This is a genomic window from Thalassobaculum sp. (assembly GCF_965223715.1).
Taxonomy (GTDB): domain Bacteria; phylum Pseudomonadota; class Alphaproteobacteria; order Thalassobaculales; family Thalassobaculaceae; genus Thalassobaculum.
In genome coordinates this window covers 678,053-693,153 of record NZ_OZ245012.1, presented here as the reverse complement: position 1 = coordinate 693,153, position 15,101 = coordinate 678,053, and the positions used below count along the sequence as shown (strand labels likewise).

The 15,101-nt window shown below is 68.2% G+C and carries 14 protein-coding genes; 3 read left to right on the top strand and 11 right to left on the bottom strand.

The annotated features are described in order from the left end of the window. Nucleotide 1 precedes the first annotated feature (1 nt). The gene (locus ACOQOP_RS03235) at nt 2-1,792 is read right to left on the bottom strand and encodes a gamma-glutamyltransferase family protein (protein WP_420564879.1); all 1,791 of its coding nucleotides are present in this window, start codon (nt 1,790-1,792) and stop codon (nt 2-4) included. Nucleotides 1,793-2,115: 323 nt separating this feature from the next. On the opposite strand from ACOQOP_RS03235, the gene ACOQOP_RS03230 reads away from it, so the two are divergent. Beyond that, on the top strand, nt 2,116-4,542 hold the full coding sequence (locus ACOQOP_RS03230) for a DUF1217 domain-containing protein (protein WP_420564878.1): 2,427 nt from the start codon (nt 2,116-2,118) through the stop codon (nt 4,540-4,542). Here ACOQOP_RS03230 and ACOQOP_RS03225 read toward each other — a convergent pair. The 8 genes from ACOQOP_RS03225 to ACOQOP_RS03190 all read right to left on the bottom strand — a co-directional run bounded on the left by ACOQOP_RS03225 (nt 4,539) and on the right by ACOQOP_RS03190 (nt 10,962). Continuing rightward, nucleotides 4,539-4,796, bottom strand: a complete 258-nt coding sequence (locus ACOQOP_RS03225) for a ribbon-helix-helix domain-containing protein (protein ID WP_420564877.1) — start codon at nt 4,794-4,796, stop codon at nt 4,539-4,541. The two genes, ACOQOP_RS03230 and ACOQOP_RS03225, sit on opposite strands and share 4 nt — an antisense overlap. Continuing rightward, nucleotides 4,793-6,187, bottom strand: a complete 1,395-nt coding sequence (gene fumC, locus ACOQOP_RS03220) for a class II fumarate hydratase (protein WP_420564876.1) — start codon at nt 6,185-6,187, stop codon at nt 4,793-4,795. The genes ACOQOP_RS03225 and fumC overlap by 4 nt, the downstream gene beginning before the upstream one ends. Before the next feature lie 25 nt (nt 6,188-6,212). After that, nucleotides 6,213-7,538 (bottom strand): class I SAM-dependent RNA methyltransferase, encoded by a 1,326-nt coding sequence (locus ACOQOP_RS03215; RefSeq protein ID WP_420564875.1) that lies wholly within the window; start codon nt 7,536-7,538, stop codon nt 6,213-6,215. Nucleotides 7,539-7,683: 145 nt separating this feature from the next. Next, on the bottom strand, nt 7,684-8,136 hold the full coding sequence (locus ACOQOP_RS03210; protein ID WP_420564874.1) for a YbaN family protein: 453 nt from the start codon (nt 8,134-8,136) through the stop codon (nt 7,684-7,686). A 67-nt stretch (nt 8,137-8,203) separates the two neighbouring features. Next, a complete protein-coding gene (locus ACOQOP_RS03205; protein WP_420564873.1) occupies nt 8,204-8,515 on the bottom strand; it encodes an ArsR/SmtB family transcription factor in 312 nt (103 codons plus the stop codon). A gap of 116 nt (nt 8,516-8,631) precedes the next feature. Then, the gene (locus ACOQOP_RS03200) at nt 8,632-9,615 is read right to left on the bottom strand and encodes a zinc-dependent alcohol dehydrogenase family protein (RefSeq protein ID WP_420564872.1); all 984 of its coding nucleotides are present in this window, start codon (nt 9,613-9,615) and stop codon (nt 8,632-8,634) included. Nucleotides 9,616-9,664: 49 nt separating this feature from the next. Continuing rightward, on the bottom strand, nt 9,665-10,231 hold the full coding sequence (locus ACOQOP_RS03195; protein WP_420564871.1) for a carboxymuconolactone decarboxylase family protein: 567 nt from the start codon (nt 10,229-10,231) through the stop codon (nt 9,665-9,667). A gap of 32 nt (nt 10,232-10,263) precedes the next feature. Beyond that, on the bottom strand, nt 10,264-10,962 hold the full coding sequence (locus tag ACOQOP_RS03190; RefSeq protein ID WP_420564870.1) for a glutathione S-transferase family protein: 699 nt from the start codon (nt 10,960-10,962) through the stop codon (nt 10,264-10,266). A gap of 365 nt (nt 10,963-11,327) precedes the next feature. Between ACOQOP_RS03190 and ACOQOP_RS03185 the strand changes: the two genes are divergently transcribed. Together ACOQOP_RS03185 and ACOQOP_RS03180 are read left to right on the top strand one after the other, a co-directional pair. Further along, nucleotides 11,328-11,942 (top strand): PAS domain-containing protein, encoded by a 615-nt coding sequence (locus ACOQOP_RS03185; protein WP_420564869.1) that lies wholly within the window; start codon nt 11,328-11,330, stop codon nt 11,940-11,942. Nucleotides 11,943-12,040: 98 nt separating this feature from the next. Beyond that, nucleotides 12,041-12,571 carry a DinB family protein gene (locus tag ACOQOP_RS03180; RefSeq protein WP_420564868.1) on the top strand — a complete coding sequence of 177 codons (531 nt, stop codon included), beginning with the start codon at nt 12,041-12,043 and terminating at the stop codon, nt 12,569-12,571. On the opposite strand, the gene ACOQOP_RS03175 is transcribed toward ACOQOP_RS03180, so the two are convergent. Both ACOQOP_RS03175 and ACOQOP_RS03170 read right to left on the bottom strand, forming a co-directional pair. Beyond that, the gene (locus tag ACOQOP_RS03175; RefSeq protein WP_420564867.1) at nt 12,568-13,149 is read right to left on the bottom strand and encodes a PAS domain-containing protein; all 582 of its coding nucleotides are present in this window, start codon (nt 13,147-13,149) and stop codon (nt 12,568-12,570) included. The genes ACOQOP_RS03180 and ACOQOP_RS03175 overlap by 4 nt on opposite strands. 30 nt (nt 13,150-13,179) lie before the next feature. Further along, nucleotides 13,180-14,847: a peptide ABC transporter substrate-binding protein gene (locus tag ACOQOP_RS03170; RefSeq protein ID WP_420564866.1), complete on the bottom strand. Its 1,668-nt coding sequence runs from the start codon at nt 14,845-14,847 to the stop codon at nt 13,180-13,182. Nucleotides 14,848-15,101: the final 254 nt, after the last annotated feature.

Here is a 15,101-nt window from a genome sequence, read left to right as displayed (position 1 = left end):
ATCAGCGGCCGATCGCGTAGCCCTGCATGCCCCGGGGATTGGCCCCGGCCTTCAGCATCCGGCCGTCCTTCACGGCAGCGCTGAGCCGGCCCTCGGACCAGTCCTCGCCGACCTGCACGTCATGACCGCGACGCTGCAGCTCTTTCACGGTCGCCTCTGGGAAGCGCCCCTCCAGCACCAGCTTGCCGGGCTTGCGGCCGCGCGGCCAGAACGAGCTCGGGAAATGCTCGCTGTGGAAGGCCGGGCAGTCGATCGACTCCTGCAGGTTCATGCCGTGCTCGGCATGGTGCAGGAACATCAGGGTCTGCCACTGGTCCTGCTGGTCGCCGCCCGGCGTGCCGAACGCCATGTAAGGCTCGCCGTCGCGCAGGGCGAAGCTCGGCGACAGGGTGGTGCGCGGCCGCCGCTTCGGGCCGAGGGCCGAGGGCGAGCGCTCGTCGAGCCAGAACATCTGCGCCCGGTTGCCCATGCAGAAGCCCAGCTCCGGGATGATCGGAGAGGACTGCAGCCAGCCGCCGCTCGGGGTCGCGGAGAACATGTTGCCGTCCTTGTCGATGACGTCGATATGGACGGTGTCGCCCTTCATCGCACCGCTCTTCGACACCGTCGGCTCGCCGATCCCCATACGCTCCATCTCGCGCGGATCGAGGGCCACGTCGACACCCAGGGCGGCATCGATCGAGCCGAGATAGCCGTCGATCGTGCCCGGACGCAGGTCCATGGAGGCCTCGCCGGTGATCAGCTTGCGCCGCTCGGCATTATATTCCGGGGAGAGCAGGGTCTGCATCGGCACGTCGGCGAAATCCGGGTCGCCGTAGAACGCCTCTCGGTCGGCCATGGCGAGCTTGATGGCTTCCACGACGGTGTGCACGAAATCGGGGCCTTTGGGATCCATGTCGCCGACGCCCATGCCGTCCAGAAGGGCGAGCTGCTGCAGCATCGAGGGACCCTGGCTCCACGGTCCGCACTTGGCGACGGTGTAGCGGCCCCATTGGTAGGTGGCCGGCTCCTCGTAATGGGATTCCCAGCCCGCCAGATCGTCGGCGGTCAGCAGGCCGAGATGGCGCTTGCCGGAGACGTCCATCATGGGGGCGGCGTGGAAATAGGCGTCGATCGCTTCGGCCACCCAGCCGCGGTACCAGATATCGCGCGCCCGGTCGATTACCGCCTCGCGCGAGCCGCCGCCCGCCTCGGCTTCCTTGACGATGCGGGCATAGGTCTCGCCCATCTTCGGGTTGGCGAACAGGCTGCCCGGTGCCGGCGGCTCGCCGTTCTTCAGGTAGATCGCCGCCGAGGTGGGCCATTCGGTCTCGAATAGCTCTTTCACCGTGTTGATGGTCGCCGCGATCCGGCCGACCGCCGGATAGCCGTTAACCGCGTAGTCGATCGCCGGCTCCAGTACCTCCGCCAGGCTCATCGTCCCGTGGTCGCGCAGCATCCGCAGCCAACCGTCGAAGGCGCCGGGCACGACGGCCGGGAGGAATCCGCTGCCGGGTACCAGGTCGAGTCCGAGGCCGCGGATCGCCTCCATGGTCATCGCCGCCGGGCTCGGCCCCTGGGCGCAGAGGGCCTGCAGCTTGCCGGTCTTCCTGCTGTAGAACAGGGCCGGCAGGTCGCCGCCCGGACCGTTCAGATGCGGCTCGACCACCTGAAGCGTGAAGCCGCACGTCACCGCGGCATCGAAGGCATTGCCGCCCCTTTCGAGCGCCCGCATGCCGGCGGCGGACCCGAGCCAGTGGGTGGAGGCTACAACGCCGAAGGTGCCGCGGATTTCGGGGCGCGTCGTGAACATGGCGCAGACTCTTGGAATGGTTTTCGCATGGGATTGGTCGACACTATAGAAGCGGGGGTGTTCGCCCGGCAAGAACTGCCCGGCAGGCTCTCCCGGCCGCAGACCGTCGTGCGCCGAACCGTAAATCTCGTTGAGGGAAAACAGCGAGACGCGTATAGTGCACGGTGGTCGAGAAACGACCGGATCGGGTGTCTGGCCCGAACCTACGGCAAAAACAGGAGTTTTCCGCCGTGACGAACTTCGCAGCCGCATCGGCCATTCTAGGAGGCGCCGCCGGAGGTGGTGGTGGACTCCTCGGCGCTGCGTATGGTGGCGGTTCCAGCATGTCGGCGATTGCCGCCTGGCGCAGCTACGAGCGCGATCAGGTTGCCGCCCGCCAAACCTTTCTTGATCGGAAAGATGTCCAGGCCGCCATCTCCGACTTCAAGTCGGGCGCCGCGAAGCTGGACGATGTGGAGGAACTGCTCGGCGACCGCGATACGCTGCAGTTCGTTCTGACCGCTTTCGGCCTCGATGCCGACATCAACAATATCGGCAAAATTCGCAAGGTCATCGAGAGCGATCCGGACGACATCAACTCCTTCGCCAACCGACTGGCGGATACCCGCTACGGCGAGTTGGCGAAGTTTCTCGACACCACCGAATACGGCGTCAAGAAGCTCAAGTTGTCCAGCGAGCAGTCGCAGGTCATCGACAAGTATCTGACCGTCCAGTTCGAGCGCAGCCTCGGCCAGCAGAACTCGGCCGCCCGCGATGCGCTGTTCTTCCTGCGCCGGATCAACTCGGTCGATAACACCTTCCAGATCCTGGGCGATTCCGCGTTGCGGGCCATCGTCACCGACGCCCTGAACCTGCCGCCCCAGATCGCCAACCAGTCGGTCGAGAAACAGGCGTCCCTGGTCGAGAAGGGTCTGGATCTCAGCTCCCTCAAGCTGAGCTCGAGCTCGGCCTCCGAGCGCAGCCGGCTGCAGAAGCTGGAGGCGGATCTTACGGCGATTTCGGGCGGCTCCTCGGCAATCGCGGCGGCGACGAAGGCGATCAATTCCATCGTCACGCAGCTCGAGGCGACCCGCACCGCCTATGCCGATCTGGACGCGATCACTGACCCGGCCGGCGTCAACGCCGCGGAAATCCCAATTCAGCAGGCGGCCCTGCCCGACCTGTTGCGCCAGCGCGGTCTGGTCGCCGTCGCCAATCAGGCATCCCAGAACACCCGGACGGTGCTGACCGAACTCGACAAGATCTCCGCCAAGATGCGCAATGCGGAGGATGAGGAAACGTTCGCCAAGCTGCAGGCCCAATACGTCGACTACGCCGACAAGATCCTCGGCGACGACGGTTTCATCAACACGGCGACCTTCTACGATCCGCAGACAGGCCAGACCCAGAACCTGCTGCGCAACGGCACCGGCGGCGCCCTGCCGGCCGGAACCGACGCCACAGCGGCTGAAATCAATACTCAGGTCGCCAGCGACGGCACCAGGGCCATCACCCGGTCCACCGACCTTGCCGGCTTCCTGACCGATCTGCAGGCGGCGCGCGACGCCGTGGACGGCGCGACCTATGCAACCCGGTCGGCCGACATCGACGCCGCCGACACGAGTTTCGACACCGCGAACGCCGCCTTCAAGACGTCGGAACGGCAGACCGCGATCAACGTGGTCAGCATCACCAACGCCCTGAACAACATCGATTTCGCGGTGGAGCTCGACACCCAGTCGCTCAGCAACGGCCTGCTGTCGATCGACGACGGCCTGAAGCGTGCGACCACGATCGAGCGCGTGCTCGGCGACATCCGGCAGCTCGCCAAGGACGCCCAGAAGGACGGGGCCGACCTCACCGAGATCAATGCCTACTATACCGCCCGCCTCGGCGAACTGGACCAGCTCATCAACACGCCCGGCACGGTCAGCAGCGGCGGGAATTCGGTGACCCTGGACAACCTGCTGGCCGACGGCACCGTGAACTACACCGTGGCCGCCGGTGTCCAGGCCCGGGCCGAGGGCGGCGACCTTTCGGCCTCGATCCGCGACCTGCTGCCCGCCTCGATCGCGGACGCGGCCGCCGGCGAGGCCCTGGTCACCCAGCTCGACGACGACCTGAAGCCGGCGCTGCAGGATCTCACCTCCCAGCTGAAGCGAGACCGTACGGTTATCGCCTTCGCGCTGGAGGAGGCCGATCCGCGCGGCCGACTGGACAGCCAGGTCCGCGAACTCCGGGTCGAACTCGACAGCCTGATCGCCGGCGCCTCGAAGGACGGCAAGAACCTGCTCGGGGAGTTCGCCAACGACATCAAGGTGGCGCTGGAGTCCCTCGGCTCGACGCTCACGATCGACGCCCAGACCTCATTCGAGACGAACTTCCGCACCGCGCTGGAAGGCTTCGACTATGTGGCGGCAACGGCCGGCGACGACACCGCGCGGGTTAGCGCCCTGAACGATGCGCTGTTCGTCGCCCAGGGCACCCTGGGCCGCCTGAAGGCGGAGAGCTACGCGCTGAACATCCAGAAGCAGATCATCAGCCAGGAAAAGATCGCGATCGAAGGCGAAGGCGGCACCGCCGGCGACTTCCTGAAGCCGATCGAATTCACCGACGAGGCCCGCAAGTTCATCGAGCGCTATCTGATCCAGAAGGATCTGGAGGCCCAGGGCTTCAGCGTGAACTCGAACTTCAACGCCGAGAGCGCGCTGGCCAGCCAGATCGGTTCGATCCTGCCCCAGAGCAACGGCCTGCTGAACTTCGTGGTCTAACCCGCCCGGTCGCTCTCAAGGCCGGCCCGGCGCGCGCATTCCCGCAGCACCCAGACCCGGATCGCACTGGACAGGTTGGCCGTGCGGGTCCGGTCGATCTCCGTCACGAGGGTGTTGAGGGACACGCCGCGCGCCTCGGCGAAGGTGGCGAGCAGATCCCAGAACGCCTGTTCCATCGACACGCTGGTGGCATGCCCGGCGATCATCACGGACCGCTTGCGCGGTGCGGCCGGATCGGCGCCGGCGTCATTCATCCCTGCGGACCCAGCATCGCCTCCGGACGGACCCAACGGTCGAAATCTGCGCCGGAGACCAGCTCCAGCGCCAGGGCGGCCTCCTTCAGGGTGGTGCCGTCCTCGTGCGCCTTCTTGGCGATCTTGGCGGCCGCGTCGTAGCCGATCTGCGGGGCCAGCGCGGTAACCAGCATGAGGCTGCGGCCGAGCAGGTCGGCGATGCGATCCCGGTCGGCCTCCATCCCCTCCACGCAGCGCTCGGAGAAGCTTGCCGCGGCGTCGCCCAACAGCCGGATCGACTGCAGCAGGGCATCGGCCATCACCGGCTTGAAGACGTTGAGTTCGAAATGCCCGGTCGCACCGGCGACGGTGATCGTCGTGTGGTTGCCCATCACTCGGGCGCAGACCTGGGTCAGCGCCTCGGCCTGGGTCGGATTGACCTTGCCGGGCATGATGGAGGAGCCGGGCTCGTTCGCCGGCAGCATGAGCTCACCGATGCCGCAGCGCGGGCCGGAGCCGAGCATGCGCACATCGTTCGCGATCTTCATCAGCGAGGCGGCCACGGTGTTCAGCGCGCCAGACATCTCCACCATGGCGTCATGGGCCGCCAGCGCCTCGAACTTGTTCGGGGCCGAGGTGAACGGCAGGTCGGTCAGCGCCCGAAGTTCCTCCACGAAGGCGTCGGCGAAGCCCGGCTCGGTGTTCACCCCGGTGCCGACGGCCGTGCCGCCCTGGGCCAGCGCCGACAGGCGTGGGAGGGCCGCCTCCACCCGGGCGATGCCGGTCTCCACCTGGAAAGCCCAGGCGCCCACCGCGTCGCCCAGGCGAAGGGGCGTGGCGTCCTGCAGGTGGGTGCGGCCGATCTTGACGATGTCGTGGAACGCCTCCGCCTTATCCGCCAGCGCCTTGTGCAGGCGGCGCAGGCCGGGCAGCAGGCGGGCATGGATCTCGCGCACCCCGGCGATATGCATGGCGGTCGGGAAACTGTCGTTGGAGGACTGGCCCCGGTTCACATGGTCGTTGGGATGCACCGGACGCTTGGTGCCGCGCGCGCTGCCCAGGCTCTCGTTCGCCAGGTTGGAGATGACCTCGTTCAGGTTCATGTTGGTCTGGGTGCCGGAACCGGTCTGCCAGACCACCAGGGGAAATTCCGCATCGTGGCGCCCTTCGGCGATCTCGGCGGCGGCTCCCTCGATCGCCTCGGCCAGTTCCGCCTCCAGGCTGCCGAGCCGGCGGTTGGCGCGGGCCGCCGCCTGCTTCTGCAGGGCGAAGGCATGGATCAGGGCGATCGGCATGCGCTCGCCGCCGATCGGGAAGTTCTCCAGGCTGCGCTGGGTCTGGGCCCCCCAGTACCGGTCGATGGGAACGGATACCGCCCCCAGGCTGTCGGTTTCCTCGCGGGTGGCGGCCATGGGAACTCCTTGGGTCGGTGAGGCGTCAGCGCCGGAAGACGGCGACAAGCTCGATGTGGGGAGACCAGAGAAACTGGTCAATCGGCACCAGCCGCTCCAGCGCATACCCGCCTTCGACCAGAGCCGCCGCGTCCCGGGCGAACGTCGCCGGGTTGCAGGACACCGCGACGATCGTCGGGATCCCGCTCGCGGCCAGGGCGGCGGCCTGGGCCTTGGCGCCGGCCCGTGGCGGGTCGAACACGGCGATGTCGAACCCGTCCAGCTCGCCCCCTTCCAGGGGCAGCTTAAACAGGTCGCGGGTCTCGGTCTTCAGCCGGGCGGTACCCAGACCAGCCGCATCCGCCGCCGATCGCAGCGCCTGGATCGCCGCCGCGTCACCATCGACCGCCAGCACCGGCCCGTCGGCCGCGAGCGGCAGCGAGAGGGTGCCGATGCCGGCAAACAGATCGAGCCGCCGCTTGGCGTTGCGCGCAGCCTGGGACACCGCGACCTGGATCGCCGTCTCACCGGAGGCGGTCGCCTGCAGGAAGGCGCCCGGCGGCGGCGTCACGTCCACCGCCCCCAGACGGATCGTCGCCGCCCGCCGGCCCGACATCGGCTCCGGCGTCGGATCGGGGTCGCCGGCGATGCGCGTCGACAGCCGGGCCAAGCCCTCGGTGTCGGCGAACTCGGCCCAGGCCTCCCGCTCCTCCAGGCTCGGGCTGCGCGGCAACACCACCAGCATGTCCAGCCCGGTATGCAGATGGTTGACGATGACGTCGGCCCCCTCGCCGGGCTGAAGGACGTGGTGCATCTGGTCGCTGACGGGATGCAGCAGCGCCTGCAGCGGCGGGGTGAGCACGGGACAGGTGTCGAGCGGGACGATCTTGCTGCCGCCACGTTCATGGAAGCCCAGCACGGTGCGGTCGGACAGGCGACGCACGGCGAAATCGGCGCGCCGGCGCATGCCGGGCTCGGCGGTCACCAGCGGCGCCATCGGGTAATCCTCGATCCCGACCCGCGACAGGTGCTGGCGGATCTGGGCGACCTTCCACTCCTGATAGGCCTCGTCGCGCCAGTGCTGCAGGGCGCAACCGCCGCAGGTCATGAAATGCGGACAGGCCGGATCGACCCGGTCCTCGGCGGTCGACAGCAGCTCGAGCGGCTCGGCCGCCACGCCCTCGCCCCGGTCGGCCACCGGCCGGGCGCGCACCCGCTCACCCGGCAGGGTGAAGGGGACGAACACCAGCCGCGCGCGCTCGTCATAGCCGATCTTCACCGTCGCGGAGCCCACACCGTCACCGCGACCGCCGACGGTCTCGATCTCGACATCGACCGGGCCGGCATTGGCGGGGATCCGGCCCTTCTTCATGGGTGTCGGTTTGGAGCGTCTGCGGCGCGGTGGCATTTCGGATCAGACTTTCTTTCCGTCCAGAGCATGGCCGCGCCGACGGATCGGCCGGTGGCGAAGGGTTTAACGGATGTGAAGTCCGCGGGCCAGCCCGACGGAAGGGCTCTCAGCCCGGATCGGCGATGCGCCCGGGGCGGGTGACGATCCAGGCGGCGACCGCGATCATCACCGCGATGCTGATGCCCGGTATCCACCCATTGCCCGGAAAGGCGGCGATCAATAGGCCGGCGGCCAGGGTCATCGCGGCCACGGCGGCGATCTTGGCCCGGGTCGGGATCACCCGGTGGCGGTGCCATGCCCGCAGGCCGGCGCCAAAACGCGGATGGCTGTAGAGCCAGAGATGCAGGCGGTGGGACGACCGCGAGAACGCCCAGAGCGCGATCAGCAGGAACACGGTCCCCGGCAGTCCCGGCAGGATCACCCCGGCGATGCCGACCGCCAGGCACACGAAGCCGAACACCTGCAGACCGAGCTTGGCGGCGCCGCACAGCTCCGCCGGCAGCTCGATCTCGGTCTCTTCGGTGCCGCGTGGGGCGCTGTTGGCCGGGTCGTGGGTCATGGCGATTAAGTGTCGCAGAAACCCGTCAATACAAGGTTAAGGCGCCGAAACCGTCAAGCGCCGCCGCCTACTCGGCGGCGCAGCCCAGGGTGGCTTCCGGCGTCACGATATCCTCGCTGAGGAACCGGACCAGGGTGCGCACCCCCTCCAGGTCGCAGCTGTAGATCACATGCCGGCCGCTGCGGGCCGAACGCACCAGTTCGGCCTGCTCCAACAGCCCCAGGTGATGGGACAGGGTCGACGCGACCACGCCGAGCTCACGGGCGATGACACCTGCGGACAGCCCCGCGGGCCCCGCCCGGACCAGCAGTTGGAAGATCCCCAGTCGGGTTTCCTGCGCCAACGCCGACAGCGCCGAGACGATCTTTCTCGATTCCATAACGCCACACCCGGCAGATTGTCAGACGGGTCAGATGAAAATTAGTTAGTTCTTTGTGAAAAATATTGGCGTTAAAACCACAGGGCGTCTAGTGGCAATTGCGTGTCGAAATGCGTCTAGCCGTTCGGCCGCAGCAGCACCTTCCCGCCGCGTCCGTAGGTACCGGCATGGCGCATGGCCGCCTCGATCTGCTCCAGCGGGTAGCGCGCCTCCACCGGCACGACGAGGGTCCCGTCCTGGATGCGCTCGGCCAGGGCCTGGTACATGGCGGCGATGTCGTCATAGGCCATGCCGGACGCCACCTTGGCGAGCCAGAAGCCGGTCAGGCTGAGCCCCTTGAACACGAGGTGGTCGGCGCTGATCTCGCAGGGCTTACCGGAGAGCAGGCCGTAATTGACGATCACCCCGCCGGGGGCGAGGCAGTCGGCCATGCGGTACACCATGCTGCCGGCGACCGCGTCGATACCGAGCCGGATTTCCGCGCCGCCGGTGGCGTCATGGACCCGGCGCATCAGGTCGGGGCCGTCGACCACCACCATGTCGGCGCCCTGGTCCATGAGCGGCTCGATCAGCTCCGGACGGCGCACGACGTTGACCGTGCGGATTCCGGCGGCGGCGGCGAGCCGGATCAGGTTGATGCCGACCCCGGAATTGGCGGCATCCTGGATCACCCAGTCGCCGGGGGCGAGCTCCACATAGTCCTTCAGCATGCGATAGGCGGTGGCGCCGTTCACCTTCAGCATGGCCGCCTGTTCGACATCGATATCGGCCGGCAGCTTCACCGCCTGGGTGCCCTTCAGCACCACCTTGTGCGCCCAGTTGGTGCGCCCGAGGCTGAGCACCACGTCGCCCGGGGCGAGGTGGTCGATCTCCGAGCCGACCGCCTCCACCGTCCCCACCCCCTCGATCCCGAGGCGCGAGGGCACCTCCGGCTGGGTGGCGTACTTGCCCTCGATCAGCAGCAGGTCGGCCGGATTGATCGAACAGGCGGACAGGGTGACCACGATCTCGTCTGGGCCGGGCGCGCCTGGCGCCGACACGTCCACCGCCTTGACCACCTCATGGGCCGGTCCGATCGCCGTGAGTTCCGCTGCCAGCATCGCCGCCTCCTCCGTCAGGTTACGTGGCGTCAGGTCCTGTCATGTCGCGTCAGTCCAGTTCGGGCTGGGCATCGCCCTCCAGCGGGACGTTGAACGCGTTCAGGGTCATGGAGATCAGGGTGTAGTAGCCGAGGATGCCGACCAGATCGACCACCCCCCGCTCGCCCAGCACCTTCACCGCTTCGGCGTACAGCTCGTCCGTCACCTTGCGGTTGCGGTGCAGGGCCTGGGCGAAGTCGTGCACCACCCGTTCGTCCTCCTTCTCGAAGGGCGGGGTCTGGCGGGTGCGGATCGCCTCCACCACCGCCTCCGATAGGCCGGCCTTGAGCGCGATCGGCTTGTGCACGGTCCATTCGAACTGCGCCCCCCAGACCCGGCCGGTCACCAGGATCGCCAGCTCCGACAGCCGCGGCTCCAGGGACGAGCCGTAGCGGCAGAACGCCCCGAGTTGCTGCGCCTTGTCGGCCAGGTCGGGCGAGGTCAGCCAGATCGCCAGCGGCCCCTGCACCTTGCCGCGCGGGCCGGCGGCGATCTCGTCATGGATGCGGCGCTGCTCCGGCGAGAGCTGGTCGGGCGCGGGCAGGGTCAGGCGCGGCGGCGGCAGGACGGGCGGCATGCGGTTTCCTCCGGATTTCGGCTTTTTCTGGTTCAGGCGGCCTTCGCCGCGATCGGCTCCTCGCGGGCGATGCCGCCATGGAGATCGAGCACGCGCTCGAACCAAGCATGGATCGGATCGTCCCCCTCCACCAGTTGGAAGGTCGAGGTCAGCCGCGCCCACTGCATCGAGCCGAACAGGATGTAGTCGGCATAGGTCGGGGCCGAGCCGCCGATGAAGGGCTGATCCTTCACCACCATCCGGATCGGCTCCAGCGCGGTGCGGAAGGCGGCGACCTTCTCGTCGCGCTTGGACTGGAACTCTTCCAGTGTCATGCCGAAGCGCTGCTCGCGCGAGGTGCGGAAATACTCCCGGCAGGTGTCGTCCACGCAGTCGAACACGTCGGCGACGATCAGCGGCGCGATCAGCGGCTGCACCATGCGGTCGACGAAGCCGTTGATGGCCTTGGCCATGCCCCGGCCCGCCTCTCCGCCGAACAGCGACGGTGCGTCCGGATAGGTGTCCTCCAGGAAGCAGGCGATGGCGAAGCTGTCGGCCACGATGGTCTCGTCGTGCTTGATCACCGGGACCAGCTTCTGGCCGGTGAAGGCGATCTTGTCCTTCTCGGTGAACTTGACCAGCTCCAGGACGTAGCCGAGCCCCTTATGGGCCAGCGCCATGCGGGTCCGCCAGCCATAGGGGCTGAACCGCGCCCCGTTCCTGCCGCACAGATCGTAGAAGGTGATGGTCATGACGCGCTCCCTGCCAAGGACCGGTTGAAGGGACACGGACGCTAGCAGAGGCCGCGCGCGGGCGACAATCCGGGGAATGGCAGCATACCGGGCGGGAGCGGCACGACACCGGTGCGGCCGGGCGGCGTAAACGGATTCTTCATTCTCCGACCATAGGATGCGAGGCTCGGGGGGATAATCGTGCGCAATGGCCGTGCGGACTGATCGGGCAGCCCCTTCCCCTCGTAACAGGCTGACTGACCGTACCGGACGGGTGCCTACCGCCGGGCCTGCAGGCGATGCGCGCCGCAGGGCCGGGCGGCTCCATCGCCGCGACCCGCCTCCGCTTCCATGCCGAGGGGGCGCCTGTAAGGGTTAGGGCCACGATGAGCGATACCCGAAACTACGCCTCCGACGTGGCCGCCCTCGCCGCCGTCCAGCACCCGGATCACCGGGCCCTGCTGGATTTCTGGTATGCCGAGAAACCCCAGGACGGCCTGCCCTCGCGCGAGAGTTTCGAGCCGCTGGACTACCCCGCCATGCTGCCCCGCATCGCCGTGATCGAACCCTGCCACGTGGTCGGCGGGCAGCGGATCGACGGACAGTGGACCGACGGAGTGTCGGAAGACGCGGTGGCCGGCGACGACGACCTGGCCGACGCGGCGACGGTGGAGCGCTCGTTCCGCTACCGCCTGGCCGGCACCGAGATCGTCGAGCGCGCCGGCCGCGACCCGACCGGCAAGACCTTCCACGAGCTGTACCGCGACGCCTACCTGACCACCGCGCTGCAGACCTACGAGGAGATCCTCGCCGCCCGCGTCCCGCATTTCTCCCAGCGCGTCTTCCCGATCGGCGACGGCGCCAGCGAGCTGCGCTACGACCGCCTGATCCTGCCGTTTGCCCGGGACGGCCAGACGATCGACAGTTTCCTGCTCTGCATCGTCGTGGTGTCCCAGACCGGGACGGTGAAGGTGGAGGGGAGTTTCAGGCGGTATACGTGACCTGAGTCGGTTCAGCGCCGACTTGTCCCTACGACAATGTCTTGCTTGCCCTGCACGGCTCGGCCGCCGCTAATTGCCCGCAGCCAAGGAGCGATGCCATGACCGATCGTGCCCTCGTCCAGCGCATGACGGCCTATATGCAATGGGCCGACGACGTGATGCTGAACAATGCCGCCCTCCTCCCCGAGGCCGAGATCGCCGCGACCCGCGATACCCTGTTCGCCACCATTTCCGGCACTTTCGACCATATCCTGGTGGTGGAGGAGATCTTCCGCGCCCATCTGGAGGGCCGCACCCATGGCTTCACCGCCCGAAGGCGGGCCGAGCCGCTTCCCTTCGCGGAGGTCGCCCGGCGGCTGCGGGCGATGGACGACCATTACGTCGATCTCGCCGGCCGGTGGAGCGAGGCCGAGTTGGAGGAGGTGGTGCGCTTCACCTTCGTCGGCGGCGGCGAGGGCGCGATGAGCCGGCAGGACATCCTGCTGCATCTGGTCAACCATGCCACGTACCACCGGGGATTCGTCAGCACCCTGCTCTATCCGCTCCTCAACCGCATGGGTCTGGAGATGGCCGGCACCGACCTTACGGTCTTCCTGCGCGACGCCTGGTCGCAGCCCCGGGCGGCCTAATCCGCCTCCCACTCCCGCACCAGCCCGATCATCAGCATGTCGACCCGCTCCCCCGCCTCCGAGAGCGGCAGGCCGAGGCGGTAGAAGGTGCCGATCCGTCCGTCGCTGATGTCCTCGTAGGGCCCGGTCACGTAATGCGGGCGGCGGGTCTTCACCGTGGCCAGGTTCCAGGGGCGGGTGGTCTCGCCGATGCTGGTGGCCGCCCCCTCGTACAGGTAGCGGCCGGTCAGGTCGCGGCCGCGCAGGTCGGCGACCTCGGTGCCGTAGAGCCGCACCCGGAAACGCAGCGGGTCGTGGGTCACGTCGAGCAGGATCAGGTGGCGCAGCAGCGACGGGATCTCCAGCGGGTCGAGATCCGAGCGCGCCGGCATCAGCCGCTCCCCCCGCTTGCCCTCCCAATAGGCGTAGAGCCGGCGCAGCACCGGATGCCCGACCCCGGCCTCCGGCACGTCCGTGACCACGACCGCCGCCCTGGGCACCCCCGCGTCCGCCGTGTCGGCCGTCTCGTCGGCCCCCGGTTGTGATGTCTCCGGCCCGGCCGAGGCATCCTCGTCCGGTCTGTCCCGCTCCCCCGTCACGGTTCGTTTCCCCCTTTTTTTGTCTTCTTCTTATTCCGCCACCCGCCAGTCCTCGATCCAGTTGGTGGTGGTGTATTTGTGCCCGGTCGGCCGCACGCCCTCCAGCCATTTGGGCAGGATGTAGCTGTCGGCCCGGAAATACAGCGGCAGCACCGGCAGGTCGGTGGCGTAGAGCCGCTGCAGATCGGCCCAGAGCGCGCCGCGCTCCTCGCGGTCCAGCTCGACCTCGATGGCCTCGATCAGCCGGTCCATCTCCTCGCTGGCATAGCCGGTGTAGTTCTGGCCGCCCCAGTTGTTCGCCTCGGTCGGGATCGACTCCGAATGCAGAGTGGTGCGCGGCAGGTGCTCGGGTGCCGACAGCCAGGCGAACATGGCGAGCCCGCTGAAACGGCGCTTTGACACCGTCTCGCCGAAGAATACCCGCGGCGGCTCGTTGCGGATGACGGTCTCCACCCCGACCCGCTTCCAGTAATCGGCCAGCACCTGCTGCACCAGCTCGCGGGTGCGGTTGCCGGCGGTTGTCATCAGCGAGATCGACAGCTTCTGGCCCTGCCCGTTCACCCGGATGCCGCCCGGCCCCGGCGTCCAGCCCGCCTCCTCCAGCAGGGCCGCCGCCCGGTCCGGGTCGTAAGGGTATGTGGGCACGCCCTCGGTCGTGTAGGTCCAGTCCAGCGGGTTGACCGAGCCGGTCGCCACCGGCTGCTTGCCGGCGAACAGGCGGTTGTTGATCGCCTCCCGGTCGACCGCGTGCAGCAGGGCCTGGCGCACCTTCAGCTCGCCCAGGATCGGGTTGGACAGCATGACGTCCAGATGCTCGTAGATCAGCCCCGGCTGGTAGAGCACGGTGTAGGTCTCGCCGTGGCGCTTCTCGAAGGCGATGGCCTGGTCGATGGCGAGCCCGCTCTCGCCGGCGATCATGTCGATGGAGCCCGAGAGCAGGTTGGCCTCCAGGGCCGAGGTATTCTCGATGGCGCGGATCACCACCCGGTCGAAGGCCGGCGGCGTGCCCTTCCAGAACTCGTTGCGGGCCAGCACGATCTGGCTGCCGACCTGCACCTCAGCGACCCGGTACGGCCCGTTCCACAGGCCCGGATTGGTCGGGTCGGTCTGGTACAGGGTGCGGTTGCGGTATTCCTTGGGCTCGGCGAAGGCCGGGCGGTCGAGATGGGCCGGCATCACCGCGAAATCGCCCATGGAGTGGTAGCGATAGTCGAGCTTGCGGTCGACGATGGTGAAGCGCTTGGGGCCGTGCACCTGGATGTCGAGCACATCCTGATAGGCCTTGAGCGTATCGACCCCGGTCTCGGGGTTCCGGCCCATCTCCCAGGCGAACAGCACGTCGTCGGTGGTGACCGGCGTCCCGTCCGCCCAGAACGCGTCCTCGCGGATCTCGTAGGTCTTGCGCACGCCGGTGACCGGCTCGCCCTCCTCGGTCTTGGATGGGAAGGTCTCGGCATCGCCGTCCTCCAGGCTCGGCAGCTTGACGCAGAGCTGGCAGACCGTCTCCCAGTCGTGGCCTTCCACCGTGAGCTGACGCTGGGTGGCGGCCAGCACGTAGGACTTGGCCAGCATCGCGTCGATCATCGGGTTCAGGGTGGAGGGATACTGGCTCACCCCGATGGTCAGGGTCTCGCGCGCGGCGGCCGGGCCGGCGGCGAGGAACAGGGCGGCGGACAGGGCGAGCAGGATACGGCGCATGGTCGGTCCTCGTGTTGCCTTCCTGCGAGGATAGGGCCGACGGGCCGCGGGTCAATTCGCCAGCGGCCGCGGGGATGCCGGAATCGGCGCCTGGGGGTTCCATGGGGTGGGTGGGAGAGGCGGAAGCCGGTCTTCCCGCCTTCCTGCCGGGGTCCCGCCGAGGCCCGTCCGCGCGGCCACCCCCAAGGCCGCACCCGGCCCCGCCAACGCGCGGACCCCGGCTCTTGGGGGTGAGGGGGGGTGAGTGATGGCGA